30 protein-coding genes are annotated in these 26,647 nt (G+C 68.5%); 16 read left to right on the top strand and 14 right to left on the bottom strand.

Annotated features, from left to right (window positions below; all coding sequences use genetic code 11):
* The first annotated feature begins 90 nt into the window (after positions 1–90).
* From ACSSVZ_RS19190 to ACSSVZ_RS19175, 4 genes are all read left to right on the top strand, one after another.
* A complete protein-coding gene (locus tag ACSSVZ_RS19190; protein WP_453972345.1) occupies positions 91–756 on the top strand; it encodes a L,D-transpeptidase in 666 nt (221 codons plus the stop codon).
* Positions 757–868: 112 nt separating this feature from the next.
* A complete protein-coding gene (locus ACSSVZ_RS19185; protein ID WP_453972344.1) occupies positions 869–1,546 on the top strand; it encodes a hypothetical protein in 678 nt (225 codons plus the stop codon).
* 244 nt (positions 1,547–1,790) lie between these two features.
* The gene (locus tag ACSSVZ_RS19180) at positions 1,791–2,450 is read left to right on the top strand and encodes a cytochrome b/b6 domain-containing protein (RefSeq protein ID WP_453972343.1); all 660 of its coding nucleotides are present in this window, start codon (positions 1,791–1,793) and stop codon (positions 2,448–2,450) included.
* A 2-nt stretch (positions 2,451–2,452) separates the two neighbouring features.
* Entirely contained in the window at positions 2,453–2,962 is a 510-nt protein-coding gene (locus ACSSVZ_RS19175; RefSeq protein ID WP_453972342.1) for a helix-turn-helix transcriptional regulator, read from the top strand.
* Positions 2,963–2,979: 17 nt separating this feature from the next.
* On the opposite strand, the gene ACSSVZ_RS19170 is transcribed toward ACSSVZ_RS19175, so the two are convergent.
* Together ACSSVZ_RS19170 and ACSSVZ_RS19165 are read right to left on the bottom strand one after the other, a co-directional pair.
* Entirely contained in the window at positions 2,980–3,846 is an 867-nt protein-coding gene (locus ACSSVZ_RS19170) for a LysR substrate-binding domain-containing protein (RefSeq protein WP_453972341.1), read from the bottom strand.
* A 394-nt stretch (positions 3,847–4,240) separates the two neighbouring features.
* Positions 4,241–5,128 carry a LysR substrate-binding domain-containing protein gene (locus tag ACSSVZ_RS19165; protein ID WP_453972340.1) on the bottom strand — a complete coding sequence of 296 codons (888 nt, stop codon included), beginning with the start codon at positions 5,126–5,128 and terminating at the stop codon, positions 4,241–4,243.
* Between the two features lie 226 nt (positions 5,129–5,354).
* Here ACSSVZ_RS19165 and ACSSVZ_RS19160 point away from each other — a divergent pair, with 226 nt between their 5' ends.
* Positions 5,355–5,711, top strand: coding sequence for a DUF1127 domain-containing protein (locus ACSSVZ_RS19160; protein WP_453972339.1), 357 nt, complete (start codon positions 5,355–5,357; stop codon positions 5,709–5,711).
* A gap of 147 nt (positions 5,712–5,858) precedes the next feature.
* Here the strand turns inward: ACSSVZ_RS19160 and ACSSVZ_RS19155 are convergent, their stop codons facing one another.
* Both ACSSVZ_RS19155 and ACSSVZ_RS19150 read right to left on the bottom strand, forming a co-directional pair.
* Complete coding sequence (locus tag ACSSVZ_RS19155) at positions 5,859–6,404, bottom strand: AAA family ATPase (protein WP_453972338.1); 546 nt, start codon at positions 6,402–6,404, stop codon at positions 5,859–5,861.
* 81 nt (positions 6,405–6,485) lie between these two features.
* Positions 6,486–7,103, bottom strand: coding sequence for a hypothetical protein (locus ACSSVZ_RS19150; protein WP_453972337.1), 618 nt, complete (start codon positions 7,101–7,103; stop codon positions 6,486–6,488).
* Between the two features lie 421 nt (positions 7,104–7,524).
* Here ACSSVZ_RS19150 and ACSSVZ_RS19145 point away from each other — a divergent pair, with 421 nt between their 5' ends.
* The 3 genes from ACSSVZ_RS19145 (at position 7,525) to ACSSVZ_RS19135 (ending at position 9,123) form a co-directional block, all read left to right on the top strand.
* Positions 7,525–7,734, top strand: a complete 210-nt coding sequence (locus tag ACSSVZ_RS19145) for a cold-shock protein (RefSeq protein ID WP_453961507.1) — start codon at positions 7,525–7,527, stop codon at positions 7,732–7,734.
* Between the two features lie 249 nt (positions 7,735–7,983).
* Entirely contained in the window at positions 7,984–8,229 is a 246-nt protein-coding gene (rpsU, locus tag ACSSVZ_RS19140; protein WP_453972392.1) for a 30S ribosomal protein S21, read from the top strand.
* Between the two features lie 462 nt (positions 8,230–8,691).
* Positions 8,692–9,123: a PACE efflux transporter gene (locus tag ACSSVZ_RS19135; protein WP_453972336.1), complete on the top strand. Its 432-nt coding sequence runs from the start codon at positions 8,692–8,694 to the stop codon at positions 9,121–9,123.
* A 43-nt stretch (positions 9,124–9,166) separates the two neighbouring features.
* Here the strand turns inward: ACSSVZ_RS19135 and ACSSVZ_RS19130 are convergent, their stop codons facing one another.
* From ACSSVZ_RS19130 to ACSSVZ_RS19115, 4 genes are all read right to left on the bottom strand, one after another.
* A complete protein-coding gene (locus ACSSVZ_RS19130) occupies positions 9,167–10,081 on the bottom strand; it encodes a PhzF family phenazine biosynthesis protein (protein WP_453972335.1) in 915 nt (304 codons plus the stop codon).
* 32 nt (positions 10,082–10,113) lie between these two features.
* Positions 10,114–10,845, bottom strand: coding sequence for an NUDIX hydrolase (locus tag ACSSVZ_RS19125; RefSeq protein WP_453972334.1), 732 nt, complete (start codon positions 10,843–10,845; stop codon positions 10,114–10,116).
* Positions 10,846–10,965: 120 nt separating this feature from the next.
* A complete protein-coding gene (gene ilvC, locus ACSSVZ_RS19120) occupies positions 10,966–11,985 on the bottom strand; it encodes a ketol-acid reductoisomerase (RefSeq protein ID WP_453972333.1) in 1,020 nt (339 codons plus the stop codon).
* A gap of 152 nt (positions 11,986–12,137) precedes the next feature.
* A complete protein-coding gene (locus tag ACSSVZ_RS19115) occupies positions 12,138–13,253 on the bottom strand; it encodes an ATP-dependent DNA helicase (protein WP_453972332.1) in 1,116 nt (371 codons plus the stop codon).
* Positions 13,254–13,436: 183 nt separating this feature from the next.
* Here ACSSVZ_RS19115 and folP point away from each other — a divergent pair, with 183 nt between their 5' ends.
* From folP to folK, 3 genes are read left to right on the top strand one after another with little or no spacing between them, the layout of a single operon-like run.
* A complete protein-coding gene (gene folP / locus ACSSVZ_RS19110; RefSeq protein WP_453972331.1) occupies positions 13,437–14,258 on the top strand; it encodes a dihydropteroate synthase in 822 nt (273 codons plus the stop codon).
* Positions 14,251–14,631 carry a dihydroneopterin aldolase gene (folB, locus tag ACSSVZ_RS19105; protein WP_453972330.1) on the top strand — a complete coding sequence of 127 codons (381 nt, stop codon included), beginning with the start codon at positions 14,251–14,253 and terminating at the stop codon, positions 14,629–14,631. The genes folP and folB overlap by 8 nt, the downstream gene beginning before the upstream one ends.
* Positions 14,628–15,125 carry a 2-amino-4-hydroxy-6-hydroxymethyldihydropteridine diphosphokinase gene (folK, locus tag ACSSVZ_RS19100; RefSeq protein ID WP_453972329.1) on the top strand — a complete coding sequence of 166 codons (498 nt, stop codon included), beginning with the start codon at positions 14,628–14,630 and terminating at the stop codon, positions 15,123–15,125. The genes folB and folK overlap by 4 nt, the downstream gene beginning before the upstream one ends.
* A 51-nt stretch (positions 15,126–15,176) precedes the next feature.
* Here the strand turns inward: folK and ilvN are convergent, their stop codons facing one another.
* The 3 genes from ilvN to miaA all read right to left on the bottom strand — a co-directional run bounded on the left by ilvN (position 15,177) and on the right by miaA (position 18,748).
* Entirely contained in the window at positions 15,177–15,713 is a 537-nt protein-coding gene (ilvN, locus tag ACSSVZ_RS19095) for an acetolactate synthase small subunit (RefSeq protein ID WP_453972328.1), read from the bottom strand.
* A gap of 57 nt (positions 15,714–15,770) precedes the next feature.
* Entirely contained in the window at positions 15,771–17,546 is a 1,776-nt protein-coding gene (locus tag ACSSVZ_RS19090) for an acetolactate synthase 3 large subunit (protein ID WP_453972327.1), read from the bottom strand.
* A gap of 251 nt (positions 17,547–17,797) precedes the next feature.
* Positions 17,798–18,748 (bottom strand): tRNA (adenosine(37)-N6)-dimethylallyltransferase MiaA, encoded by a 951-nt coding sequence (gene miaA, locus ACSSVZ_RS19085; RefSeq protein ID WP_453972326.1) that lies wholly within the window; start codon positions 18,746–18,748, stop codon positions 17,798–17,800.
* Here miaA and serB point away from each other — a divergent pair.
* The 4 genes from serB to ACSSVZ_RS19065 all read left to right on the top strand — a co-directional run bounded on the left by serB (position 18,726) and on the right by ACSSVZ_RS19065 (position 24,164).
* The gene (gene serB / locus ACSSVZ_RS19080; RefSeq protein ID WP_453972325.1) at positions 18,726–19,619 is read left to right on the top strand and encodes a phosphoserine phosphatase SerB; all 894 of its coding nucleotides are present in this window, start codon (positions 18,726–18,728) and stop codon (positions 19,617–19,619) included. The genes miaA and serB overlap by 23 nt on opposite strands.
* Positions 19,620–19,776: 157 nt before the next feature.
* Positions 19,777–21,660 (top strand): KUP/HAK/KT family potassium transporter, encoded by a 1,884-nt coding sequence (locus ACSSVZ_RS19075; RefSeq protein ID WP_453972324.1) that lies wholly within the window; start codon positions 19,777–19,779, stop codon positions 21,658–21,660.
* Between the two features lie 279 nt (positions 21,661–21,939).
* On the top strand, positions 21,940–23,592 hold the full coding sequence (gene ettA / locus ACSSVZ_RS19070; protein WP_453972323.1) for an energy-dependent translational throttle protein EttA: 1,653 nt from the start codon (positions 21,940–21,942) through the stop codon (positions 23,590–23,592).
* A gap of 347 nt (positions 23,593–23,939) precedes the next feature.
* Positions 23,940–24,164, top strand: coding sequence for a hypothetical protein (locus tag ACSSVZ_RS19065; RefSeq protein ID WP_453972322.1), 225 nt, complete (start codon positions 23,940–23,942; stop codon positions 24,162–24,164).
* Between the two features lie 70 nt (positions 24,165–24,234).
* Here ACSSVZ_RS19065 and ACSSVZ_RS19060 read toward each other — a convergent pair whose 3' ends face one another.
* From ACSSVZ_RS19060 to ACSSVZ_RS19050, 3 genes are all read right to left on the bottom strand, one after another.
* Positions 24,235–24,852: a glutathione S-transferase family protein gene (locus ACSSVZ_RS19060; RefSeq protein WP_453972321.1), complete on the bottom strand. Its 618-nt coding sequence runs from the start codon at positions 24,850–24,852 to the stop codon at positions 24,235–24,237.
* Positions 24,853–24,927: 75 nt separating this feature from the next.
* Positions 24,928–25,428, bottom strand: a complete 501-nt coding sequence (gene tsaA / locus ACSSVZ_RS19055; RefSeq protein ID WP_453972320.1) for a tRNA (N6-threonylcarbamoyladenosine(37)-N6)-methyltransferase TrmO — start codon at positions 25,426–25,428, stop codon at positions 24,928–24,930.
* Positions 25,429–25,606: 178 nt separating this feature from the next.
* Entirely contained in the window at positions 25,607–25,954 is a 348-nt protein-coding gene (locus tag ACSSVZ_RS19050) for a BA14K family protein (protein WP_453972319.1), read from the bottom strand.
* 270 nt (positions 25,955–26,224) lie between these two features.
* Here ACSSVZ_RS19050 and ACSSVZ_RS19045 point away from each other — a divergent pair, with 270 nt between their 5' ends.
* A complete protein-coding gene (locus tag ACSSVZ_RS19045; RefSeq protein WP_453972318.1) occupies positions 26,225–26,611 on the top strand; it encodes a DUF488 domain-containing protein in 387 nt (128 codons plus the stop codon).
* Positions 26,612–26,647: the final 36 nt, after the last annotated feature.

The following is a 26,647-nucleotide window of genomic DNA, read 5'->3' as shown; positions in this document are numbered from 1 at the left end:
CGATCAGGATTCGGTGAACGCACCGAACCTTTCGCCGCACCGGCCATTGTGCCATTGACGATGATCGTTTCGGGTTCTGGAGGTTGGTGAATGCTCACACGGCGAATGTTTGCGCTCGGGGCCCTTGCGGGTGCCGCGTCCCTGTCCGGCTGCATGTCCGCGCCGACGGCCCGGCCCCTCGGCTATCAGCCCGTCCCGGCGCTGACGCCCTCCGAGCCCGAGCGTTTCGCCGTGGCGCCCACCGACATCAACGCGATCCCGATCGCCTATCGCCGCCAGCTGACGCGCGCCCCTGCCGGCTACGAGCCGGGCACCATCGTCGTCGACACGACGAACCGCTTCCTCTACCTCGTCGGCGACGACGGGACGGCGATCCGCTACGGCATCGGCGTCGGACGCGAAGGCATGGCGTGGTCCGGCACCGCCACCATCAAGCGCAAGGCAAAGTGGCCGACCTGGACGCCGCCGGCCGAAATGATCGCCCGCCAGCCCGAGGCCGCCAAGTATGCCGGCGGCATGCCGGGTGGGCCGGCCAACCCGCTCGGCGCCCGCGCGCTCTATCTCTACCAGGGAAACCGCGACACGCTGTTCCGTCTGCACGGCACCTCGCAGGAGAGCTCCATCGGCAACGCGGTGTCGTCGGGCTGCATCCGCCTGATGAACGAGGACATCATCGACCTCTACCAGCGGGTGCCGAACGGGACCAAGGTTGTGGTGCTCCCGAACCAGCGTCCTGCGACCGCGGCCACGACCTGATTTCAGCCAGGCTATCCCTTGTTATCAAGGGGTTACCCTACACAAGCGACACCAGCGTTAGGAATTTGTTAAGCTCATAGTGTGCATTTTGTGCGCTATGAGACACGCCGCCATGCCGCTTCAGAACCGGGTCACCCCCTTCGGTGAAATCGTCGCCATTTCCGCCCGCGGTCTCCTGATGGGAAACCGCGGGGGACGCCTGCATGACCCCGAGACGAAGCTGCTCTCCGGACGCCGCTGGGCGTCGCGCGCCTGGATCGCCTGCGACCTGCATTACGGCGACCAGCGACGCGAGGTCATGGGGCGCGGCTACACGGAGCTGTTCTTTCTCGACGAGGTCACCGCGCTGACCGCCGGCCACCGTCCCTGCTACCAGTGCCGCCGCGCGGCAGCCCGTGCCTTCGCCGAGACGTGGGCCGCGGCGCACGACCTTGCTCGGCTGCCGCGGGCCGGCGACATCGACCGGATCCTCCACCGCGAGCGCACCCCGCTCGGCATGCGCCCGCACTTCCTCGAGCCCATTCCGGATCTTCCCGACGGCACGATGATCGCGCTGCCGAAGCCGGAAGCGGATCCGGACGATCCCGGCGCCATCTGGCAGGCCTGGGCGGTGAAGGGCGACCGCCTCCTGAAGTGGTCCGGCGACGGCTATGCGGAACACCGCCCGCGCCCCGATGCGGGCCTCGCCTACGCCCTTACCCCGCCCTCCACCATCGCGGTGCTCGCCAGGGGCTACCAGCCTGCCTGGCACGGCACCGCCGACCGGGCCATGCCAAAGCCCCTCTCGTAGGGCGTCTTCTCCCTCGCGTAGGGCGCATGCCTTCAAGCCGTTCCAATCCCGGACCCGATTCCGCGCGCCCTCGGCTTGCGTAAGCGAGCGCTTATGCTGGACGTGGTAAGCCTTGCTCCCATCGTCGGACGGCGGGGCGGGTGCGCAGGGTGCCGACGACCAGCGGGCGCACGGCTCGCGTCGTGCAACGACCACGCCCGGGACAGCTCCGTTCCCGAGGCGGCAGCCCGGGGATGACCTGCCAATGGCCCACGCCCATCAGCTTTCCGAACGGATCTGGGACCCCATCGTCCGCATCACCCATTGGGTCGTCGCCCTGGCGATCCTGCTGAACGGCCTGATCGACGACGGCGGCTCGGTCCTGCATATCTGGATCGGCTACATCGCGTTGGCGATGCTGGTGCTGCGGCTGCTGTGGGGGTTCGTCGGCCCTGCCGAGGCGCGCTTCGCGTCGTTCCTGCCGTCGGCCTCGGGCGCGCGCGCCCATGCCTCCGATCTCGCCGCCGGCCGGGTCCGCCATTACCGCTCGCACAATCCGCTCGGATCGCTGATGGTCTATGCGCTTTGGAGCATGCTGGCGCTCGTCATCGTCACAGGTATCGTCATGGCGGGTCCGCCGCCCCTGTCGGCACCTCCTGCCGGGGCGGCCGCCCAGCTCCAGCCGCTCGCCTCGCCGGCCATCGGCGCCGTCGACGACGATGGCGACGAAGACGGCACCGCGCAGGGCGACGACCGTGAGAAGAAGGAAAGCCTCGTGACCGACATTCACGAAATTGCCGCCAACCTGATCCTTGTCCTGGCCGCCCTCCACATCGGCGGCGTGGCTGTGGAATCCTATCTCTCGCGCACCAATCTCGCCCGGCAGATGGTCACCGGCCGACGGGCCGTCCGGGACGACGGCTGACCTTGGCTGCGCCCCAACGGTCCGGCGGCGGACGCATCCCCGTCCTCGCCGGGCTGATCGTCCTGCAGTCGCTCTGCGCGGTCTTCTTCATCGCCGACGTCGCCGGCGATTTCGGCCGAACGGGCCTCGACATCCACTCCGTGTTCGAAGCGGCGGTGTCGATGGCGCTGGCGATCGGCGTCGTCTTCGGCGGGCTGGAGATGCGGCGCACGCTCGAGCGCAACCGGCGGGCGGAGGCTGCCGCATCGGCCGCCTCCGGCGCCTTCGCCGAGCTGATTTCAGCCCGCTTCGAAGGCTGGGGCCTCACCCCGGCGGAAGCCGAGGTTGCCATGCTCGCCCTCAAGGGCTTCGATGTTGCGGAGATCGCGGCGATCAGAAACGCCGCCGCCGGCACGGTGCGCGCCCAGCTCACGCGGGTCTACGCGAAGGCCGAGGTGTCGAGCCGCGCCCAGTTGCTCAGCCTGTTCATCGAGGACCTGCTCGACGGTCCGGTCGCGACGCCGGATCCCTGAGGTCCGAGCCGACGCGATCACGCCGCCATGACCTCCATCCGCCCGAAAAACTCCAGCACGTGGTCGTAGAACGCATCGACGACGGAATTGCCTTCCACGCCCCTCATCAGCCCGATGTCGAACGACCCCAACGGCGGCAGACCATCGGCCCGGCCAAGCACCCGGAAACCGTCCCCCGCCATCCGCAGCGGGATCGCCGCAATGGCCAGCCCCTCGCGCACCACCATCGCCAGCGCCGCCGCATTGGTTCCGGAATAGGCGACGCGGTAGTCGATCCCCGCGCCATCCACGGCCTGCAGCGTCAGCGTCCGCCAGACGCACCCCGGCTCGAACACCGCCAGCGGCAGCGGTGACTGCTTTTCCGGCTCGCAGCAGGTTCCGGCGATCCACTGCAGCTGCTCGCGGTAGACCACACGGGCGCGGCTGTTGGGCTTGGTCAGGGTGAGCAACGCGATGTCGAGGGCGCCTTCCTCGACACGTTGGATCAGGGTTGAGCTCGATTGGCACTCGAGCGAGATCTCGACCGTCGGATGCGAGCGCGCGAACCGGCCGAAGATCTGCGGCAGATAGCTCTCGGCATAGTCGTCGGGGGTGCCGATGCGGATCCGTCCGGTGACGGCCGGACGAAGGAAACGCCCCACCGCCTCGTCGTTCAGCCGGACGATGCGCACCGCGTAGTCGAGAAGCTCCTGGCCCGCGCTGGTGAGCACGCTGCGACGGCCGCGCTTCTCGAACAAGTCGGTCTCCAGAAGCTCTTCCAGACGGCGCATCTGCACGCTCACCGTCGACTGGGTCTTGTTCAGCCGCAGACCGGCTTCCGCGAAGCTGGGCGCATTGGACACCTCCATGAAGGTGCGCAGGAGATCGGGATCGAGGCTCCGCATGACCACTCCGGTTCGATCAATCGCATTTCATCATGCATAATCCTATAAACATTCGTTTGTCCGATCAATAGCGAATGTCACATGCTCAATCCCGATGAGAAATGGCGAACGCATGGAGAATGATCATGCGACTTTCGATCGAGATGAGTGTGGAGGACAGCGCCGCGAAGCTGTGGGCGATGCGGGACGCCTGGGCGCGGCTGACGCGCCCCTGGGCCGTCCTGCGGAGCCGTATGCGCCGGCCTGCCGCCGCCCGGCTGGCCGATCTGCCGGACCACATCCTGCAGGACATCGGCCTTCGCCGGAGCGAGGTCGGCGTGGTGCTCGCCGCGCGCGCGTTCGACGTGCCGGGCCCCGGCCAGGCAGGCAGGCCCGGGGACCGGCGGCCGGGCCGCTACGCCATCGCCACTTCCGGCACCGCAAGGTTGTCGAGGGAGGAAACGATGTGGCCCGCCAGCGCGTCGATCAGCGGCGACCGGTCGTGCCACGAGCGCGCCAGCGCGATCTCGCACATGGGCAGCCGCGGGAAGCCCTCGGCGTCCGACAGGACCCGCATCCCCGGCCGCACGGCCGACTCGGGCAGGACCGAGACGGCGAGACCGGCGATCACCGCGGCGCCGACGCCGGCCGAATTCCAGCTTGCGAAGAGCACCTTGTGAGGCCGGCCGACGCTTTCCAGCGCGGCGATCGCCGCGCCCCGCCAGTCGCAAGTCGGACGGCCGAGCGCCAGCGGCAGCGGGTCCTCCTCGTGCACGCCGTGGCGGGCCGAGGAGACCCACAGCAGCGGCTCGCGGCGGATGACCTCGCCGAGGCCCGGACGGCGGTCGGGAACATGGGTGATGATCGCCACGTCGACTTCGCGCGTCCGGATCGCATCGACCAGGATCGGCGTCGGCGCGCACACCACCGTCACTTCCGAGCGCGGATTGGAGCGGGAGAACCGCGCCAGGATCTCCGGAAGGAACCGGTCGGCGTAGTCGTCGGGCGTGCCCAGCCGCACGCGGCCGGCAAGCTCGGTGTCGTCGAAGGACGACAGCGTCTCGTCATTCAGCTTGATCAGACGGTGGGCATAATGCAGCAGCCGCTCGCCCTCGTCGGTCAGGCGCGACTGGCGGCCGTCGCGGATGAAGATCGGCTTGCCGATCCGTTCCTCCAGCCGGCGCATCTGCATGGAGACCGCCGACTGGGTCTTGTGAACCACCTCCGCGGCGCGGGTGAAGCTGCCGGTTTCGGCGATCGCCAGAAAGGTCCGCAGCTGATCGAGATCGAGAAGGCCGGCCATCGCGCAACGCCATCAAAGTTATTGATCTATCACATAACATATATTCGCTGGACTGATGTATGCAATGAGATCATTCCAAGAACACCCTGAGTTGCAGTGCGCGCCATGCTTCGGAAACGACCGAAGCACTTGTGGCGGGATCCGGGTGAGTGTCCCGGAACCGCAGGGTCGCCGCCGGATGAGACCCGTCCGGAGCAGGCGACCGGGGACGAGAAGGAAAAGGACGATGTCGAGCGAAAGCAGCATGACCGCGGAAACCGAAGCGCGGAACGACCACCGGATGGGCCTGGCCGCACGGATCGGCAAGACCCTCTCGGCCATGGTACGGGCCTATCGCGGCCGCCGTTCGCTGCGCACCCTCATCGACGCCGACGACCGCATGCTGCGCGACATCGGGGTGACGCGCGACGACGTGCGCTGGGCGCTCGAGGCGCCGGCCGGGCAGGACCCGAGCTCGCTCCTCAGGATCCGGGCCGTCTCGCGCCGCGCCGCCGAGCGCGCGGAGTTTCATGCCACCGCCGCCGCGCGCGCTGCCGAGGCGAAGGAAGCCGACAGCGCGTCCGGGTACAAGGTCTGCGCCTGAGGCGACCGGGCCACCCGGCAGCACCGGCCAACGGCCCGCCCGCTGGAGCGGGATGAGAAGAAGCGGGAGAGCGGCTTCTCGCTGCCCTCCCGCTCCGAGCTATCGAAACCAATGCGATCGCGGCCGGCGCCCTGGCGTCGGCCGCGATCACGTCCGCTCCTGCGCGGAGGCCCGCCGCCGGGCGGCCTGCACCACCGCCCGGATCTCGCCGACCGCCGTTTCGGCCGCGACCCGGGCGGTGTCGATGCGCAGATGTGCGTCGTACCAGGGCGTGTAGTCGCGGGACACCACCTTCTCCCAGTCCGGCAGGGCAAGGCCCGGCACCTCCGCCTTTCGGCTTTCGACCCGGCGGCGATGCTCCGCCGCGTCGGAGCACAGGATCTCCACCCCCACGATCGCCGCTCCGGCCCGGGCCGCGGCCGCCCGAAAGATGTCGCGGGTCAGCGTCCACGGGTTCACGCAATCGATGAGGACGTCGAGACCGAGTTCCAGGTTCGACGCGGCCAGGGCGGCGGCGACGTGGTAGCCCTCGGGCCCGATGTCCAGCCGCTCCTCGAACATCCGGATCGCCGTTTCGATCTCGTCCACGCGCAGGAAGACGCTGCCGGTTTCCCGCGCAAGCAGCCTGGCGATGGTGGATTTGCCGGTGCCCGGCAGACCCGCGAAGGAGATCAGCGTGCCGACGTCAGCCATCACGCGGTCCTTCGCCGGATGGCGGGCGCTGCAGCGGCCGGGTCGGCCCGCCCCGGATCCAAGGCGTCGAAACGGGACCGCTCAGCTCCGGCCGCCCTTGCCGCCGTTCGGGGCCGCGCCGGTGAACTGGTCGAACATCCGCTGGTACGTCGTGATGTCGGGGAAGCCCATCGCCGACGCGGCGTTTGCCGACGCCGCGAGCATGGCGCCGGTGTTGGCGGCAACCGTCGGTCCCTGGTCGTCCTGGGCGCGCATGAAGCCGTCGGTGAACGCCGCCATCGCGTCGAGCCAGGGATTGAAGGTGACCGGCGCCGCACTGCCGGAGCGCCCGCGGGCATAGCCACGGAAGAACGCGATCAGCAGATCGCCCGCCGTGCCGAGCTCGTTGCGGCGCGACAGCGACGTCGCGAAGTCGGCGGCAACCGCCGGAAACAGGGTGCGCACCACATCCGAACCGAGGCCGCTCGACCGGGCTGCCTGGTCAATCACGGCGCGTGCCAGATCGTCCCGGCCGAAGAAGGCGCGGGTCATCCGTTCGCGGTCGTCCTCGAAGCGGCCGACGGGCATCGCGTTCTTGATGGCGGTCTTCAGACGCTCCGGATCGGCCGAGGCACGCTGGTAGGCGACCGCAAAGGCCGGCATCAGCGCCGTCAGCGCCCGGCTTGTTTCGGCCGTCGACAGCTCCAGCTTCTCAGCCATCTGTGCAATCGCCGAACCAGCGCTGGCGAAACTCGCAAAATCCAGTTCCGGTCCCATCGATCGCCCTGTACACTCACTCGCTATCGAACCTTCCCGCACGCACGGGCTTTCGTCAAATGCCGGCAAATGTCGGCGCGTCCGGTTGCTGCGTGCACGCCCTACCGGGCGATCTCCAAGCAAGCCATCCAAGCGTATCTTGTGCGCGTGGACAGCCTATGGCTGCAACAGAACTGTACCTGGATGGCCGTTCGGCATTGACCGACGGCCGGAACAGGCTCATATACCGTCTGTCGCGATTTCACGCTGCCTTGCTGTGTTGGCTCAAAACGGCCTACCCAAGTTAAAGCTGAATTCGGGTAAGTTCCTGCGCGATGGTTGCGCAGGGGAACGCATCTTTGCGTTTTGTCTAATGGAGGCCGACATGGCTACTGGTACCGTTAAGTTTTTCAATCACACTCGTGGCTTCGGCTTCATCACGCCGGCCGAAGGTGGCCCGGACGTGTTCGTTCACGCCACGGCCGTTGAGCGCGCCGGCATGCCGCCGCTCGAAGAAGGTCAGCGCGTCAACTACGACGTCGAGCCGGATCGTCGCTCGGGCAAGTCTGCCGCGACGAACCTCTCGAACGCCTAATTCGGCTGTCGGGTTTTGAAAGGCCCGGCCAGCCGGCCGGGCCTTTTTTTGTTTGCCACCGGACGTGCCACGTCTGGCGCCAACTTGGAGCCCATTCCGATCAGGTGATCCACCTGACCGACAGGAACCGGCTCTGGATTTGAACCTTGAGCACGTACCGCTTCGTACAGGTCGAAACGATCTGGACGCGGAACTGCCATGGGGCGCCCGAACGAAGCACCCATCCGAACGTCTGAAAGGAGAGTTCCCCTGCAAGTCGAAGTCCGTGAGAACAATGTCGACCAGGCCCTCAAGGTTCTGAAGCGGAAGCTCCAGCGCGAAGGTATCTTCCGCGAGCTGAAGCGTCGCCGGGCCTACGAGAAGCCCTCGGAGAAGAGGGTCCGCAAGGAAAACGAAGCCGTGCGTCGGTCCCGCAAGCTCGCCCGCAAGCAGGCGCAGCGCGAAGGCCTGATCGCCAAGCCGCGTGCCAAGGTCGCCGCGACGGCCCGCCGCTAAGGTCCTTTCTGACCAGGTGAACCACCTGGTCGACAGGGCATGCCTGCGGCTTCAAGCCTCCGAGCAGATCCTCGCGGTTCGGACCGTGTCGGTCTGACCGGAAAGGGCTCTCGGCATCCCCCGGAAAAGCGGCCATCGCTTGCCCGCCCGGATGCCCGGCTGCCTTCTAAGCCACTCTCGAGCGAGATCCGGTTCCGCGCGACACGGGACTGCTTTCGCACCGTCGTTTGGAGCACACCGCCCGCGTCCGCGCGATGCGGCGTCTCCAGACACGCCGCCCGCGCCGCCATGCGAGGTCCGTTCGCGCGCCGATGAAGCCGTGCGTCTGCGGCTTCACGCCGACGGGTCGAATTGCCCTCGACTTTCCGGCGCGCGCGCCCATATCCGGCGCAGACAGCGAGGACGACCTCCCCCAGCGCGGGTCACATGTTCGGGACGGCCCGAAATCCGAGGGGGATCCCCATGCGCACCACATTCGACCGGATTCGGCACGCCGTCTCGTTCGAGCTCATCGCCCTTGCCCTCGTCATTCCGGCGGGCGCCGTGGTGTTCGACAAGCCGATCGGCGACATCGGTATGGTCAGCCTCATCAGCGCCACCATCGCGACCGGCTGGAACTACCTCTACAACCTGATCTTCGACCACGCGATGGTCCGCATCCGCGGCGACGTCCACAAGACGGTCGCCGTGCGGCTGCTCCACGCGCTGCTGTTCGAGGGCGGGCTGCTCCTCGTCCTGTTGCCCTTCATCGCCTGGTATCTGGCGATCTCGGTGGCCGAGGCGTTCCTGATGGACGTATCGTTCGCGGCCTTCTACCTGGTCTACGCGTTCGTCTACAACTGGGCCTACGATCTGGTGTTTCCGATCCCCGCCGCGCAGACGGCGGGCGAATAAGGCGGCCGCCGCCAGCACGTCCGGGCCCCTTCCCCGGGGCCTCTCAGACCTTCAGCGTCCCCTCGGCCACGAGGACGGCGCCACCGCCGATCCGGGCCCCGTGCAGCGCGCCGTCGGCGACGTCGATCTCCAGGTCGATCAGCGACGGACGCCCCATCTCGACCCCCTGCTCGATGCGGTAGGAATGGCTGCCGTCGCTCAGCTGGCCATAGCGATGCAGGACCCCGGCGAAGGCCGCCGCGGCCGCCCCGGTGGCCGGATCCTCGGCGACCCCCATCGTCGGCGCGAACATGCGGGCGTGGAACGACGCCTCCGGACGCTCGACCTCGGCGGTGAACAGATAGACATCGAGACAGCCGCCGGTGGAGAACACCCGGGCCCAGCGCTCGGCGCTGGGCGACGCGCGCCGCGCCGCCTCGAGGCCGTTCACCGGAACGATGACGAACGGCACGCCCGCATCGGAGATCGACAGCGGATAGTGGCCGAACCCGATCTCGTGCGCGGCGAGCCCGAGCGCGTCGGCAACGGCTGCCACCTCCGGCGCCGTATCGGCCACCTTGGGCAGGCGCGGAAGGTCGAACTCCGCGTAAGGGACGCCGCCGGAGCGCAGCACGACGCCGCAGCGCACCGGCCCCACCTTCTCCTCCAGCACCACCATCACGTCGACGTCGTCGCCCTCGCCGCCGCGGAACCGCTCGGCGCTCAGGTAGATCGCCGTTCCGACCGTCGGATGCCCGGCGAACGGCAGTTCGCGGCCGGGCGTGAAGATGCGGACCTTCGCCGTGTGCGCGGGGTTATCGGGCGGCAGCACGAACACCGTCTCCGACAGGTTGAACTCCCGGGCGATCGCCTGCATGGCGGCGTCGTCGAGCCCTTCGGCGTCGCGGACCACGGCGAGCGGATTGCCGGCGAGCGCCCGGTCGGTGAAGACGTCAAGGACGGCGTAGCGTCGATCCATCGGGGCCTCTCTCGGTCTCGGGAGCCGCCCTGTCAGGCCGGCAGAAGGTGGCGGGCAATGGCGCGTGTGTAGCGCGGCGAGCCTAGCACACCACCATCCGATCGTGTCCTGGCGACGGCAATGCCGGAGAGTTCGGGGGCCTCGGATGCCGCAAGATGCGCGCTCATCCGTGCAACGAGGTCGGCCGTGGACGCGGGAAAGCGCAGCACCTGCATGATCGCGCAGGAGGGAAAGTCGATGTGGGCGAGCAGCTCTCCAGCGCTCGCGTCCTCAGCGCACAGACCCGTCTCTTCGGCCAGTTCGCGGGCGATGGAGGCAACGATGTCCACCCTCCCGTCCACGATGTCGGCGCGGTCCGGCGTCCCGCCGGCGAGCTTCACCATGCCGGGATCGTCGGTGGATTGGGCCATCCGGCCAAGCAGAAGATGCCCTTCGGCCGAGACGATTGCGGCCGCGCCGAAGAGGTTCATCAGGCGGGGCTCCGGGCCGCCCCAGGCCTTGAAGGCGGAGAACCCCGCGTAGTCGATCGGAACGCCCGTGGCCGTCAGCGTGCCGTCGGAAAGCGCGACGTCCTCGAAGAGGAGCACGGTGCCGTTGAAGAGGGCGGGATTGGCGGCGACTTCGGCCGTCCACCGCGCCTCGATCTCGGCGCGCCGGGTGGCGGCGAACTCGGGAGCGGTGTCGCGGTAGCCGATCGCGATGGACCGAATCGGGTGGAGCGCAAGGTCGTCGTCACCGCCGTCCATGGTATCCCCGCCACGCATGATCCCGATCGGTGGGTCCAAAATGGAACTGCCCCGGGATGACGCCATCCCGGGGCAGCAGATCGTCGTCAGCGGCGGCGCAACCAGGGCGGCCGCGCACGCCTTCGGCCCGGATCGGGACTAGTTCTTGGCCTTGTCCACCAGCGCCTTTTCGCGGATCCACGGCATCATGTCGCGGAGCTTGGCGCCGACCTCTTCGATCTGGTGGGCGTTGTTGTGGGCGCGGGTCGCCTTGAACGAGGTCTGGTTGACCTTGTTCTCCAGCATCCAGTTGCGCGTGAACGTGCCGGTCTGGATGTCGGTCAGGACCTTCTTCATCTCCGCCTTGGTCTCGGCCGTCACGATGCGCGGGCCGGTGACGTACTCGCCGTACTCGGCGGTGTTGGAGATGGAGTAGTTCATGTTGGCGATGCCGCCCTCGTAGATGAGGTCGACGATCAGCTTCACCTCGTGCAGGCACTCGAAATAGGCCATCTCGGGGGCGTAGCCCGCCTCGACCAGCGTCTCGAAGCCGGCCTTGATCAGCTCGACCAGACCGCCGCACAGCACGGCCTGCTCGCCGAACAGGTCGGTCTCGCATTCCTCGCGGAAGGTGGTCTCGATGATGCCGGCCCGGCCGCCGCCGACGGCGCTCGCATAGGAGAGGCCGATGTCGTGGGCGTTGCCGGAGGAATCCTGGGCGATGGCCACCAGGCACGGCACGCCGCCGCCGCGCTGATACTCCGAGCGCACCGTGTGGCCCGGGCCCTTCGGCGCGACCATCAGCACGTCGAGATCGGCGCGCGGCTCGATCAGGTTGAAGTGCACGTTGAGGCCGTGGGCGAACATGATCGCCGCGCCGTCCTTCAGGTTGTCGTGCATGTGCTCGCGGTAGATGTCGCCCTGCAACTCGTCCGGGGTGAGCATCATCACGATGTCGGCCCAGCGCGACGCGTCGGCCACGGACATCACCTTGAAGCCCTCGGCCTCGGCCTTGCGCGCCGAGGACGACCCTTCGCGCAGCGCAACGGCTACTTCGCCGCAGCCGGAATCCCGCAGGTTCAGCGCATGGGCGTGACCCTGGCTGCCGTAACCGACGATGGCAATCTTCTTGCCCTTGATGAGATTGAGGTCGGCATCCCGATCATAATACACGCGCATGACCGTAGTGTTCTCCTTGAATGTGCCTGTCGAACCGGGTGGGCAGCGAATGGCCCGGCCCTTCTGACGACCGTCGGCCGAACGACAGCGTGCGCGTTGTAGCGCTCCTGCGGGCGAATGCAAATGGTGCGTAGGCCGGAAATTCCCGGGAATCAGGACTTCACGAGGGTCAGCCGCTTCGCCGCCCGGGTGATCGCCGTATAGAGCCAGCGATCGCGATGCTCCTTGAAGGCGAAACTCTCGTCGAACAGCACCACGTCATCCCACTGGGAGCCCTGCGACTTGTGGACCGTCAGCGCGTAGCCGTAGTCGAACATGTCGGTGCCGCGGCGAAGCTGCCAGGGGATCGATTCCGGCCCCTCCTGGAAGGCCTGCTTCAGCACCTTGATCTTGGCGACCGGCGGCCGCGGCCCCGCGTCCTCCGCCTTCACCAGCATCTGCACCGACTGGCCCGGCTTGCGCGACACCGACGACACCGACCACAGGCCGCCGTTGAGCAGCCCCTTCTCGGTGTTGTTGCGCAGGCAGACGAGCTTGTCGCCGGTCTCCGGCAGCACGTCGGTGAAGCCCTTCAGCTGCCGCAGGCGGCCGTTGTAGAGGCGCCGGGTGCGGTTGGTTCCGACCAGCACCTGATCGGCCGCCAGCACCATCTCCTGGTCCACGTCGGCGCGGCCGATCACCGAGCTCTCCCCGTAGCGCCCGAACTCGATGGGGCTGCCTTCGCGCACCCGCATGGCCAGGTCGATGATCGGGTTGTCGCGCGCCTGCCGGTGCACCTCGGTCAGCATGAAGTCCGGCTCGGCGTCGGTGAAGAATCCGCCGCCGGCCACCGGCGGCAGCTGGCCGGGGTCGCCGAGCACCAGGATCGGCGTGTTGAACGACAGCAGATCCTTGCCGAGCGCCTCGTCCACCATCGAGCATTCGTCGATGACCACCAGCGCCGCCTTCGCCACCGAGCTCTGGCGGTTCAGCGAGAAGGTCGGCGAGCGCTGGCCGTCGTCGTCCTCGGCGGTCTCGCCGCGCGGGCGGTAGATCAGCGAATGGATCGTCCGGGCGCTCTCGCAGCCCTTCTCGCGCAGCACCTGCGCCGCCTTGCCGGTGAAGGCCGCGAACAGGACGTCGCCGTCGACGCCCTCGGCCAGCGCCTTGGCAAGCGTCGTCTTGCCGGTGCCGGCATAGCCGAACAGGCGGAACACCTGGCTGTCGCCGCGCTTCAGCCAGCGGCTCACCGCCGTCAGCGCGGCTTCCTGTTGTTGCGACCACTCCATGGGACTTCGCGATTCGCGCCCTATCTGAAAACCGGTGGGAGTTTGCACGAATGCCCCCGAACGGCCACCCGCAACGCCGGCCGGGCACCGAACTTTCTTGACGCGGGACGATTGTACGTCCAGCGATCCCCTTTCCGCCGAGGGAGGCCGATCGACTCCGATGCCCGCATCCATCACCCGCCCATGACCGTCACTACCGTTCTCGGCGCGGCTCCCGCGCCCTCTCCCCTCCGCGCCCGCATCATGGGCATCCTCAACGTCACTCCCGATTCCTTCTCCGACGGCGGCCAGTTCGACCGCCTGAACACGGCCGTCGAGCACGCCGCCGCGATGACCGAGGCCGGGGCCGACATCATCGACATCGGCGGCGAATCCACCCGTCCGGGCCACGCGAAGGTCGATGCGGACACCGAGATCGCCCGGGTCATCCCGGTCATTCGCGAGCTGCGCCCGCGCATCGGGCTGCCGCTGTCCATCGACACCTCCAAGGCGGCGGTCGCCGAGCGGGCGCTGTCGGCCGGCGCCACGATCCTCAACGACATCTGGGGCCTGCAGCGCGATCCGGAGATCGCCTCCGTCGCCGCCGCCTTCGACGTCGAGACGATCGTCATGCACAACCGCGAGACCGTCGACGGCACCCTCGACATCTTCGCCGATCTCGAGCGCTTCTTCGGCCGGAGCATCGAGCTCGCCCACCGCGCCGGCGTCTCCGACGGCCGCCTGGTGCTCGATCCGGGCATCGGGTTCGGCAAGACGCTCGAGCAGAACCTCGCCCTCATCAAGGGCATCGGCCGGATCAGGGCGCTCGGCTATCCGGTCCTCATCGGCCTGTCGCGCAAGTCGATGATCGGCAAGCTGCTCGGCACCGAGGTCGGCGACCGGTTGATCGGAACCGTCGTTCTCGACACCCTGGCGCTCGCCGCCGGGGCCGACATCATCCGGGTCCACGACGTCGCCGAGCACGTCGCCGCCCGCACCCTCGTGGAGGCGATCGCCCGTGTCTGACCGTTCCGACCGCCTGTTCATCCGCGGCATCGCCGTGTTCGCCCGCCACGGCCTGCACGCGGCGGAGGCCGAGCTCGGCCAGCGCTTCGACATCGATCTGGTTCTGGAGCTCGACACCGGCGAGGCCGGCCGCACCGACGACTACTCCCGCACCGTCTGCTACGGCTCGGTGTTCCAGACCGTCCGCGACATCGCCGAGGGCCAGCGCTTCAAGCTGATCGAGGCGCTGGGCGAAACCATCGCGGCGCGGCTGCTGGCCGACTATCCGCGCCTCACCGCCGTCGAGATCGAGATCCGCAAGCCCTCGGCGCCGGTGGCCGGCATCTTCGACACGATCGGCCTGTCGATCCGGCGCAGCCGCGCATCCCGATGACGGTGGCCGTCACCTTCGGGCTCGGCGCCAACGTCGGGGACGCGCTGGCGACCGTGCGCGCCGCCCTCGGCCTCCTGCACCGGGCCGACGGCATCCGCCTCGACGCCGCCTCGCCGTTCTTCACGACGCCGCCCTGGGGGTTCGAGGCGCAGGACTGGTTCATCAATGCTTGCGCCGCGGGCACGACCACCCTCTCGCCCCACGACCTGCTTGCCACCTGCAAGGCGATCGAGGCGGAGCTGGGACGCACGGAGACCTTCCGCTGGGGGCCGCGGATCATCGATGTCGACATCCTGACCTACGGCGATCGCGAGATCGGCGAGCCGGACCTGGTCATCCCCCACAAGGAACTTCTGAACCGCGCCTTCGTGCTGATCCCGCTCGCCACCATCCGGCCGGACATGGAAGTCGCGGGCGAGCGCGTCGCCGACGCCGCGGCGCGCTACGCCGACGATCCGATTCGCGAGATCGCGCCCGCGTGGGTGCCGGAATGAGCGGCGCGCCTGTTGGCGGCTGACGGGAAAAAGGGAGCCCTGAGGCTCCCCTCACATCCCCTTGGGGCCGCGGCTGATGGCGGCGATGCCGGTGCGCGACACCTCCACCAGGCCGATCATCGTCATCAGGCCGATGAAGCGGTCGATCTCGGCGGTGGACCCGGTCAGCTGGAAGATGAACGACTCCAGCGTCGCGTCCACGGTCTGGGCGTCGAACGCCTGGGCGAGCCGCAGCGCTTCCAAGCGTGCCTCGCCGCGGCCGGCCACCTTCACCAGCGCCAGCTCGCACTCGATCGCCTCGCCCTCGACGGTCAGGTCGGCGACCCGGTGCACCGGCACCAGCCGCTCCAACTGGTGCTTGATCTGGTCGATCACGTTGGGCGTGCCGGTGGTCACGATGGTGATCCGCGACACCTGGCGCTCGTGCTCGGTCTCCGAGACCGTCAGCGTGTCGATGTTGTAGCCGCGGCCGGAGAACAGGCCGATGACCCGGGCAAGGACGCCCGGTTCATTGTCGACGAGGATCGACAAAGTGTGGCGCTCCACCGGATCGGGGGCGCGGGCAGGCTGGATCGGTTTCATCAGCATCTCGGTTGTCCGTCGTCTGAAGGGGCGCTGCGGCCCCACCCCTGGCGTCACCCGTCCTCAGACGAGTGCGGCCCCCTCCGCGTCGATGGCGTTCTCGATCGCTTCCGCTTCCACGTCGTCGGACTCGGCCCCCATCAGGATCTCGTTGTGGGCGCGGCCCGACGGGATCATCGGGAAGCAGTTGGCGAGGTTCGCCACCCGGCAATCGAACAGCACCGGCCGCTTCACATTGATCATCTCCTGGATCGCGCCGTCGAGGTCGCCGGGCTTCTCCGCCCTCAGCCCGACGCAGCCATAGGCCTCCGCCAGCTTGACGAAGTCCGGCAGCGCATCGGTGTAGGAGTGCGACAGCCGGTTGCCGTGCAGCAGCTGCTGCCACTGGCGGACCATGCCCATGTACTGGTTGTTCAGGATGAAGATCTTGATCGGCAGGTCGTGCTGAACCGCCGTCGACATCTCCTGGATGGTCATCAGCACCGAGGCATCGCCGGCGATGTCGATGACCAGGCTGTCGGGATGCGCGACCTGGACGCCAACCGCCGCCGGCAGGCCGTAGCCCATGGTGCCGAGACCCCCCGACGTCATCCAGCGGTTCGGCTCCTCGAACTTGAACAGCTGCGCCGCCCACATCTGGTGCTGGCCGACCTCGGTGGTGATGTAGACGTCCTTGTCGTGGGTCGCGTCGTAGAGCGCGTGGATCGCCTGCTGCGGCATGATCACGTCCGGCCGCGTCCGGTAGGCAAGGCAGTCCCGGCCCCGCCACTCGGCGATCTGGTCCCACCAGGCCTTCTCGGCCTTCTTGTCCGGCGTCACCGCCGCGGCCTTCCACAGCCGGATCATGTCCTCCAGCACGTGCGCGACGTCACCGACGATCGGAATGTCGGCCTGGACGATCTTGTTGATCGACGACGGATCGATGTCGATGTGGATGATCTTGGCGGTCGGGGCGAACGCGTCGATGCGGCCGGTGATGCGGTCGTCGAAGCGCGCGCCGACGCAGACCATCACGTCGCATCCGTGCATGGCGAGGTTCGCCTCGTAGGTGCCGTGCATGCCCAGCATGCCGAGCCAGTTCGGGTGGCTGGCAGGGAACGCACCCAGCCCCATCAGCGTCGAGGTGACCGGGAAGCCCGTCAGCTTCACCAGTTCGCGCAGGAGCTGGCTCGCCTGCGGACCGGAATTGATGACGCCGCCGCCGGTGTAGAAGATCGGCCGGCGCGCCGTCGCCATCAGGTCGACCGCCGCGCGGATGTGGTCGAGGTCGCCCTTGATCCGCGGCTGGTAGGTCTTGTGGACGATATTGTGCGGACCGGTGTAGGTGCCGCGCGCCAGCTGGATGTCCTTCGGGATGTCGACGACCACCGGGCCCGGACGGCCCGTGGTGGCGACATAGAAGGCCTCGTGCAGGACGCGCGGCAGGTCCTCGATGCGCTTCACCAGCCAGTTGTGCTTGGTGCACGGCCGGGTGATGCCGACGGTGTCGCACTCCTGGAAGGCGTCGTTGCCGATCAGATGGGTCGCGACCTGCCCGCTGATGCAGACCATCGGGATGGAATCCATCAGCGCGTCGGTGAGCGGGGTCACCGCGTTGGTGGCACCCGGACCCGAGGTCACCAGGCAGACGCCCGGCTTGCCGGTGGAGCGCGCATAGCCCTCCGCCGCGTGGCCGGCGCCCTGCTCGTGGCGCACGAGGATGTGCTGGACCTCGGTCTGCTGAAAGATCTCGTCGTAGATCGGCAGCACCGCACCGCCCGGATAGCCGAAGAGCTTGTCGACCCCGTGATCGATCAGCGCCTGAACGACCATCTCGGCGCCCGTCATCTCCCGCTGCATGTCATCCTCCAAGTGTCTTCGGTCGGGCTTGTCGAGGGCCGCCGACCACGGCCATTGCCGGAAAATAAAAAAGGGCCCCGAGGGCCCTTGGATCACGCGCACCACCAATCGCGGCCGGGGAGTTACCCCGTCCTGGCGATGCGCGTGCGAATTACGAGAAGCGAGCGTTTCATGGAAACCCCGGAGATTGCGTTGGGCGGCACGGTAGAAAGGGTCCAGGGCGCGGTCAAGCGGAAAGTTTCAGGAAGCGATCAGCCGGCAGGCTTTGCGAAAGTTTCGTCCGGGTCCAGCCGGTCCCAGTCGGCGAAGCGGTTGCGGAACCAGGTCTCCTGGCGCTTGGCGTAGCGCGCGCTGTCGGCGATCGCGCGGGCCCGGGCGTCTTCCAGCGTCACCAGCCCGAGCGCATGGGCGATCAGCGGCGCCAGCCCGATCGCCTTCATGGCCGGCAACGCGGCGTCGAGATGCAGCGCCGCGATCCGCTGCGCCTCCGCCCGCGCGCCGTGGTCGAGCATCGTGTCGAAGCGGCGGGCGATGCGCGCGCGCAGCCGGCTGCGCTCTGGCGCCAGCACGATCCGCCGGCAGCAGGCGGCCGGCAGCAGCGGCGGCGGCGTGTCGGCCTGCCAGTCGGCGAGCGAGCGGCCGGTCGCCTCGCGCACCTCCAGCGCCCGCACGATCCGCTGGGCGTCCGACGGCCGCAGCCGCCCGGCCATCACCGGATCCCGGACGCCGAGCTCGGCATGCAGCGCCGCGCTGTCTTCCTCGCGCCCGCGCGCCCGCCAGTGCGCCCGGATGTCTTCGGGGATCTCCGGGACCTCCGACAGGCCCTCCGTGAGCGCGGTGAAGTAGAGCCCCGTGCCGCCGACGACGATCGGCATCCGTCCCGCCGCTTCGAGATCCGCCAGCACCTCGGTCACCTCGGCGAGCCAGCGCGCCACCGAATAGGGCTCGGCCATCGGCACGTGGCCGTAGAGGACGTGCGGCGCCCGCGCCGTCTCGTCCGGCCCGGGCCGCGCCGACAGGACCTCCAGCTCCCGGTAGACCTGCATGGAATCGGCGTTGACCACCGTCCCGCCGGTCTCCTCGGCGAGCGCCAGCGCGAGCGCCGACTTGCCGCTGGCGGTCGGCCCGGCTATCAAGATGGCCCGCCCTCCCCCTGCCAGATCCGTGATCCGCTCCACGATGGACCTCGTCGCAACCCTCATTGCCGCCCCGGCCGAACCCGCCGTCGACACCGCCGCGATCGCCGCGGCCCATCGGCTCGTGCCCCATGCGGACCTCGCCGTGCTCGCCGACAACGTGGCGGTCGACCTCGCGTTTGTCGACTCGTCGAGTGACGGCGCCCGCGTCTGGCAGGAGCGGCTGCGCGCCGCGCTCGAAGGCCTGCCGATCGACGTGGTGGTGCAGGCGCCGCTTGCCCGCCGCAAGAAGCTCCTCATCGCCGACATGGATTCCACGCTGATCGGCCAGGAGTGCATCGACGAGCTGGCCGACGAGCTCGGCCTGAAGCCGAAGATCGCGGCGATCACCGAACGCGCCATGCGCGGCGAGATCGACTTCGAGCCGGCGCTGCGCGAGCGCGTCGGCCTGCTCAAGGGCCTGCCGGAAGCCGTCATCGCCGAGGTGCTGGACAAGCGCATCACGCTCACGCCCGGCGCCCGCACCCTGGTCCAGACCATGAAGGCCAACGGCGCCTATGCCGCGCTCGTCTCGGGCGGCTTCACCGCCTTCACCGGCGCGGTCCGCGACCGCCTCGGCATGGACGAGGACCGCTCCAACACCCTCCACGTCGCGGACGGCCTGCTCGCCGGCACCGTCGGCGAGCCGATCCTCGGCCGCGACGCCAAGCGCGCCCGGCTGGAAGAGCTGATCGCCGAGCGCGGCATTGCCCGCGCCGACACGCTGGCCGTCGGCGACGGCGCCAACGACCTCGCCATGCTCGACGGCGCCGGGCTGGGCATCGCCTTCCACGCCAAGCCCAAGGTGGCGGAAGCCGCCGACGCGCGCATCGACCACGGCGACCTCACCGCCCTCCTCTATCTCCAGGGCTACGGCCGCGACGCCTTCGTCGACTGACATCGCCCTGTCATAAGCGGCGCGCGCCCGCATTTGGCGTTGCGGCCCGCCGGCGTTTCGGTAAGAACGGGGATCGGGCAGGCGCGGCGTCGTGCATTCCGGGGCCCGCGCGCCCCCTCATCCCGACTGGCGAGGTCCCGCTGACGATGCGCGCCGCATGACGGACAAGGCGGCTCCGGCCCAGGCAAAGCCGCGTGCCACGCTGCTTGTGGTGGGCGCGCTCGGCATCGTCTTCGGCGACATCGGCACCAGCCCGCTCTATTCGCTGCGCGAAGCCGTCCTCGCCGCCGGCCACCTGTCTCCCGACGTCGCCGTCCCCGGCGTGCTGTCGCTGGTCACCTGGGCGATCATCTTCGCCATCGCGGTCAAGTATGTCGGCCTGGTGCTGCGCATCGACAACGAGGGCGAAGGCGGCATCCTGGCGCTGGCCACCCTGCTGGGCGTGCACGCCAATCCGCGCCGCTGGGGCATTCCGCTGCTGGGCGCGGCCCTCGTGGGCGCGGCGATGCTGTTCGGCGACGGCGTCATCACCCCGGCGATCTCGGTGCTGTCGGCGTTCGAGGGGCTGAAGCTCGCGGCGCCGGCGCTCGAGCCCTACGTCGTGCCGATCACCGTCACGGTGCTGGCCGTCCTGTTCATCGCCCAGCGCGCCGGCACCCACCGCATCGGCGTCCTGTTCGGCCCGGTGATGCTGGTCTGGTTCGTCGTCCTCGGCATTCTCGGCGCCGTCGGCATCGCCGCCCACCCCGGCATCCTGAAGGCGCTGTCGCCGCACTACGGCGCGATGCTCATCCTCGCCGATCCGCTGCGCGGCCTGCTGGTGCTGTCGGCGGTGTTCCTGGCGATCACCGGCGGCGAGGCGCTCTACGCCGACCTCGGGCAGTTCGGCCGCCGCGCCATCGCCCGGGCCTGGTACTTCGTGGCGATGCCCGGCCTGCTGCTCAACTACTACGGCCAGGGCGCGCTGATCCTCGACGATCCCTCCACCATCGACAATCCGTTCTACCTGCTCGCCCCGGACGCACTGCGGCTGCCGCTGGTGCTGCTGGCCACCGGCGCCACGGTGATCGCCTCCCAGGCGGTGATCACCGGGGTGATGAGCATCTCCCGCCAGGCCATGGAGATCGGCTACCTGGTGCCGCTGCGCACGGTTCACACCGCCGCCGAGCACGAGAGCCACATCTACATCCCCGGGGTGAACTTCATCCTCGGCACGCTGTCGATCCTGGTGGTCATCGGCTTCGGCTCGTCGACGGCGCTGGCCGGCGCCTACGGCCTTGCGGTGGCCGCCGCGATGATCACCACCACCGTGCTCTACGCCGCCGCGCTGGTGCGCCGGAAGGTGTGGCCGGCACCGCTCGCCTGGGCCGTGGCGGCCGCGCTTCTGACGGTGGACCTGGTGTTCTTCGCCGCCAACCTCGGCAAGATCGGCAGCGGCGGCTGGCTGCCGCTGTCGCTCGCCGGCTTCGCCCTGCTGGTCGTGGCCGCCTGGCGCGTCGGCCTGCGGCGCACGCAGTCCTGGCTCGCCCCCCACACCATGCCGCTCGCCCAGTTCGCCATCAAGGAGGAGAAGGAGCAGGCCAACCTGACCCGGCCGGTGGTGTTCCTCACCCGCCGCGCCGGCTCCGTGACGCCGACCACCCTCGTCCTCCTCGACCGTCTGCTGGACACCACCTTCACCCACGCCATCGTCGTTTCGGTCTCGGTGGTCGGCCGCCCCCGCGTCGCCGGCGACGACCGCGTGAAGATCGACGTTCTGCACGGCGGCGTGCTGCGCCTCGCCGTCACCGTCGGCTACATGCAGTCGGTCAACCTTCCGGCCATCCTCGGCCCGGTGCTGAAGTCCCAGAGCATCGACACCGACGCGGTCGTCTACGTCGTCGGCTTCGAGCGGCCGGTGTCGCCCGAGCGCATCCGCACGCCCGGCGACGTGCTCGCCGCGATGTTCGCGATCCTGGCGCGGTTCAACGAGCGCGCCGCCGACCATTTCTGCCTGCCGCCCCGGCGCACGCTGGAGATCGGCGTGCCGATCCGCCTGTAGAGGCTTTTCCGATCAGGCGGAATCACCCGGTCGATCGGAAACGGCTCCAGACCCGATACCGGCCCGACGCCTTGCGCACGCGGCGCCACGGACACAATTGAAGCGGACCCGCCGCTCGCGTAGAACACGGCCGGAGAGCCGGCCGCCTGCACGCACGCGACGGATCCAGTTTGCCAATCGCCCCTTTCGGGCAGTTCGACGGGGACGCGCCGAGACGGCCGTTCGCGGACCTGCCCCAACGCCCCCCGACCGGGGCCGAACCTCCCCTACAGGATCTCCATGGCACGCCAATTCATCTACCATATGCAGGGCCTTACGAAGTCGTACGCCGGCGGCAAGAAGGTTCTGGACGGCATCCACCTGTCGTTCTACCCGGACGCCAAGATCGGCGTTCTCGGCCCGAACGGCTCGGGCAAGTCGACGCTGCTGCGCGTCATGGCCGGCATCGACACCGAGTACACCGGCGAAGGCTGGGTCGCCGAGGGCGCCCGCGTCGGCTACCTGGCCCAGGAGCCGCAGCTCGACGAGGCCCGCTCGGTCCGCGAGAACGTCATGGACGGCGTCGCCGCGAAGCAGGCGATCCTCGACCGCTACAACGAACTCGCCATGAACTACACCGACGAGACCGCCGACGAGATGGCGAAGCTCCAGGACGAGATCGACAGCCAGAACCTCTGGGACCTCGACAGTCAGGTCGACCAGGCGATGGACGCGCTGCGCTGCCCGCCCGACGAGGCCGACGTCTCCAAGCTGTCGGGCGGTGAGAAGCGCCGCGTCGCGCTCTGCCGGCTGCTCCTCGACCAGCCCGACCTGCTGCTCCTCGACGAGCCGACCAACCACCTCGACGCCGAGACGGTCGCCTGGCTGGAAAACCATCTGCGCGAGTATCCGGGGGCGATCCTGATCGTCACCCATGACCGCTACTTCCTCGACAACGTGACCGGCTGGATCCTCGAGCTCGATCGCGGCCGCGGCATCCCCTACGAGGGCAACTACACCGCCTACCTGGAGAAGAAGTCCAAGCGGCTTGCCCAGGAGAGCCGCGAGGACGAATCCCGCCAGCGCGCCATCGACCGGGAGCGGGAGTGGATTTCGTCCAGCCCGAAGGCCCGCCAGGCCAAGTCGAAGGCCCGTATCCGCGCCTATGACGAGCTGCTGCAGCGCAACGAGGATCGGATGATGGGCTCCGCCCAGATCGCCATCCCGCCCGGACCGCGCCTCGGCGACACCGTCATCGATTTCGAGAACCTGTCGAAGGGCTACGGCGAGCGGCTGCTGATCGACGACCTGACCTTCAAGCTGCCGCCCGGCGGCATCGTCGGCGTGATCGGCGCCAACGGCGCCGGCAAGACCACCCTGTTCCGCATGATCGCCGGCCAGGAGAAACCCGATCAGGGCACCATCTCCATCGGCGAAACGGTCAAGCTCGGCTACGTCGACCAGTCGCGCGACTCGCTCGACGCCGGCAAGAACGTCTGGGAGGAGATCTCCGGCGGCCACGACATCATCGTGCTCGGCAAGCGCGAGGTGAACAGCCGCGCCTATGTCGGCGCCTTCAACTTCAAGGGCGGCGACCAGCAGCAGAAGGTCGGCAACCTGTCAGGCGGCCAGCGCAACCGGGTGCATCTGGCCAAGATGCTGAAGTCGGGCGCCAACGTGCTGATGCTCGACGAACCGACCAACGACCTCGACACCGAGACGCTGGCCGCACTGGAAGAGGCACTGGAGGATTTCGCCGGCTGCGCCGTGGTCATCTCGCATGACCGCTTCTTCCTCGACCGGCTGGCCACCCACATCCTCTCCTTCGAGGGCGACAGCCACGTGGAGTGGTTCGAGGGCAACTTCGCCGACTACGAGGAGGACAAGAAGCGCCGCCTCGGGCCGGACGCCATCGTGCCGCGCCGGGTGAAGTACAAGCGTCTCACCCGCTAGAGCCTCTTCCGATCAGGTGGAGACACCTGATCGGCAAGAAATCGCTCCGGATTCAAGAACCTTGAGCCATTTTTTCTCGTCCGGATCGCTTCGAGCGGGACGGGAAATGCTCTAGCCAGGCAACGGGGACTTTCGTTGCCTGGCCTGGATTGACGCGCGAGAGGTTAATCTCCATCTTTTTCTGGTCTGGCGTCCGGTGTGCGCATCGGACGCCAGCGCCTTTTCCGATCAGGTGGACACACCTGATCGATAAGAAATGGCTTCAGAGTCAAACCCTTGAGCATTTCCCGTTCAGATCGCTTCGGGACATGCCCTGGGATGGACGCGCGTACGAATGGAGTTGCGCCATGGAAGTTACTTTCCGCGTGGTCGACTTTGCGGATCGCCACAACGTCGGACGAACGGCTGCGAGCGAGGACCTGGCCCTCTCGGCCGCTGGAAACGTGCAGAGAAATCCCAACAGCCGCTTCGCGGTGGAGCGGTCCGAGTGGGATGAGGCCAATCTGAAGGTCCGCCGGTCCGAGATCGTCGAGGCAGAAAGTCTCTCGAAGCCCTGGGAAATCGGCGTCTAGCGCCTTTCAGGCCCTGGCCATCGAACGCGTCTTCGTCGTTCCGATCGCCTCCATCCGCACGCGAAAATCTCTAGGCGCAAACCCGCTTGACGCTGTCGCGCGCGTCCATCCGCGCCATGAAATCGAGGACAGCGGGCGCGGCGTCGACCATCGGCCTGCCGTGCGGGCTCTGCCGGAAATAGGCGAGCACCGGATAGATGTTGAGGTCGGCGTAGGTCAGGTCCGGGCCGACCAGCCAGCCGCTCGCCTCGAGCGCCCGGTCGATCACGCCGATCTGGCGTTGCATCGCCGGCAGGAGCGGCTCGATCACATCCCGGTTGGGGACGCCGCCCTCCCCGGTCGGGAGGATGAGCTCCACGTAGTAGCGCCGCATCATGGTCGGATCGATCGTCGTGTTGACGAACGACACCCACTCCTCCGCCCGGGCCTTGAGGATCCGGTCCTCGGGAAACAGCGGCGGACCGTCGAAAGCCTCGTCGAGATAGCCGGCGATGGCGCGGGACTCGCACAGCACGAAGTCGCCATCACGCAGCACCGGGATCTTTCCGAACGGATGCAGGCGTGCCGCCTCGCCTTCATGGGGGCGGACCGGCACGAGCCGATAGGGCACGCCCTTTTCCTCGCACGCCAGCCGGACCGCGCGCACGTAGACCGAAAGCTCAAACCCGATGATTTCGATCTCGCTCATGCGCAGCCCCCGCGAAACGGACACGATCGTCCACCGACCTTGTGCGGAAAGAGAGCAACGGTTCGGTGACGCCGGTCAAGCCTCGAGCGGCGGCAGCGGCCTCGCCCGCTGGGTGTGCCAGCCGACAACGGCCTCGGGCCGGGCGTCGGTGGAGGCGAAATAGGGCTTGATGTCGATCACCGGCGTGCCGTCCAGGCAGTCGATGCCCAGCACCGTCAGGCCGTCTTCGTGGACCTCGGCGATTTCCACCACCGTCACGCCGATCGGGTTGGGCCTGTCGGGCGCGCGGGTCGCGAACACGCCGTGCCGGGCGACGTCGGTCGGCGGCACCAGCGCGATCACGTCACGGGCCGAGCGGTCGAGCCAGGTGAGAACGATGACGTGGCTGACCGTCTCCAGCGAGGCGAGCCCCGGACGGTAGCGCGGCGCGAGCACGATCCGGCCGGGCGCGGTGCTCTCGGCGCCGTTCTTCGGGCACGTCGCACGGTCGGTCCACGGCGTGCGGACTTCGCCCAGGAACACCAGCTCCGCGTCGCCGCCGGCCACCGCATCGAGCCGCGTCGCATACTCGGGCATCAGCGCATCTCCCTTGCCTCCGGACGTCCGGACGCCTCAAGGAAGCTCCCCTTTCCGCCGCCGATCAAGCCGCCGCACGGCCCCGAAACGCCGCGACCGCCGCCGCTTCCCGGAAACCCGGAAAGCGGACGACGGTCGGTGCGTGCATCTGACGCTGCGCTGCGCCCGTCGCTCCCGGTCAACGGCAGAAGTGGGTGCGGCCGTCGTAGCCGGTGAAGGTCCCGGAGCGCGGGTTGAACGAGCGGTAGCGCTCGCTGCAGTAGGCGTACCAGGACGGCGTCCACGGCTGCAGGCGGCCGCCGTAGTAGACGGGCTCCTCGTAGACCGTGACGGTGCGCGGCTGGCTGAGTGCGCCGGCGACGATGGCGCCGGTGGCGAAGCCGATAACGCCGGCGGCCGCGGCCGACCCGCCGTGATAGTGCTTGTGCCCGGCCTCGGCCCCTCCCGTCGGGATGGCGATGAATGCCGTCGCCAGCGTGGCAGTAACGGCGGCGGCAAGAGAAGTATTCCGGATGGCGCGGTTCATGGCTGTTCTCCCTCTCGTCTCTGGATCAGGCCGCTTCCGCTTGTCTTCCGCGTCGCCTGATGATGATAAGATGGCAAAGCCGCGACGATACCGAAGTGACGGCAGTCACAGGACGGTCGATCATCAGAGGTCGGCGCGGCACCGCTGGCCTGCCTGGGCAGCCCGGCCTCGATCCGCTAGAGCCTTGTCGGATCGGGCGGACTCACCTGATCGACAGGAAATGGCTGCAGATTCAAACCGTTGAGTAACGCCCACACAAGGAACCCGACCATGGCTCTTCGCATCGTTCGCCTCGGTACCCCGCGCCGTCCCGACGAGGGACTGCGCATCGGCACCGTGCGGCGGCCGCCGCGCGGCGTTCCGAAGGAGCGGCACGCCGTCGATGACTGGTACGACGCCTGGCTGCCGGAACTCTCTCCGAGCCCGGAGCTGGTGAAGGAGGCCCTGCACGCGGAAAGCGACGCGGACTGGGGCCGGTTCGTGCGCGCGTTCCGCAAGGAGCTCTCGACGCCCGCGGCGAGCCACCTTCTCGACCTGATCGCGGCGCTGTCGACGACCACCGACATCTCGGTCGGCTGCTATTGCGAGAACGAGGCGCGCTGCCACCGTTCAGTCCTGCGGACGCTGCTTGAGGATCGCGGCGCTGTTCTCGCCTGACCGCCGGGACCGCTTGCGGCGTGCGTCCCAACGAAA

The sequence above is a fragment of the Amorphus sp. MBR-141 genome, from assembly GCF_053628695.1.
This window is presented reverse-complemented; position numbering and strand designations above follow the sequence as displayed.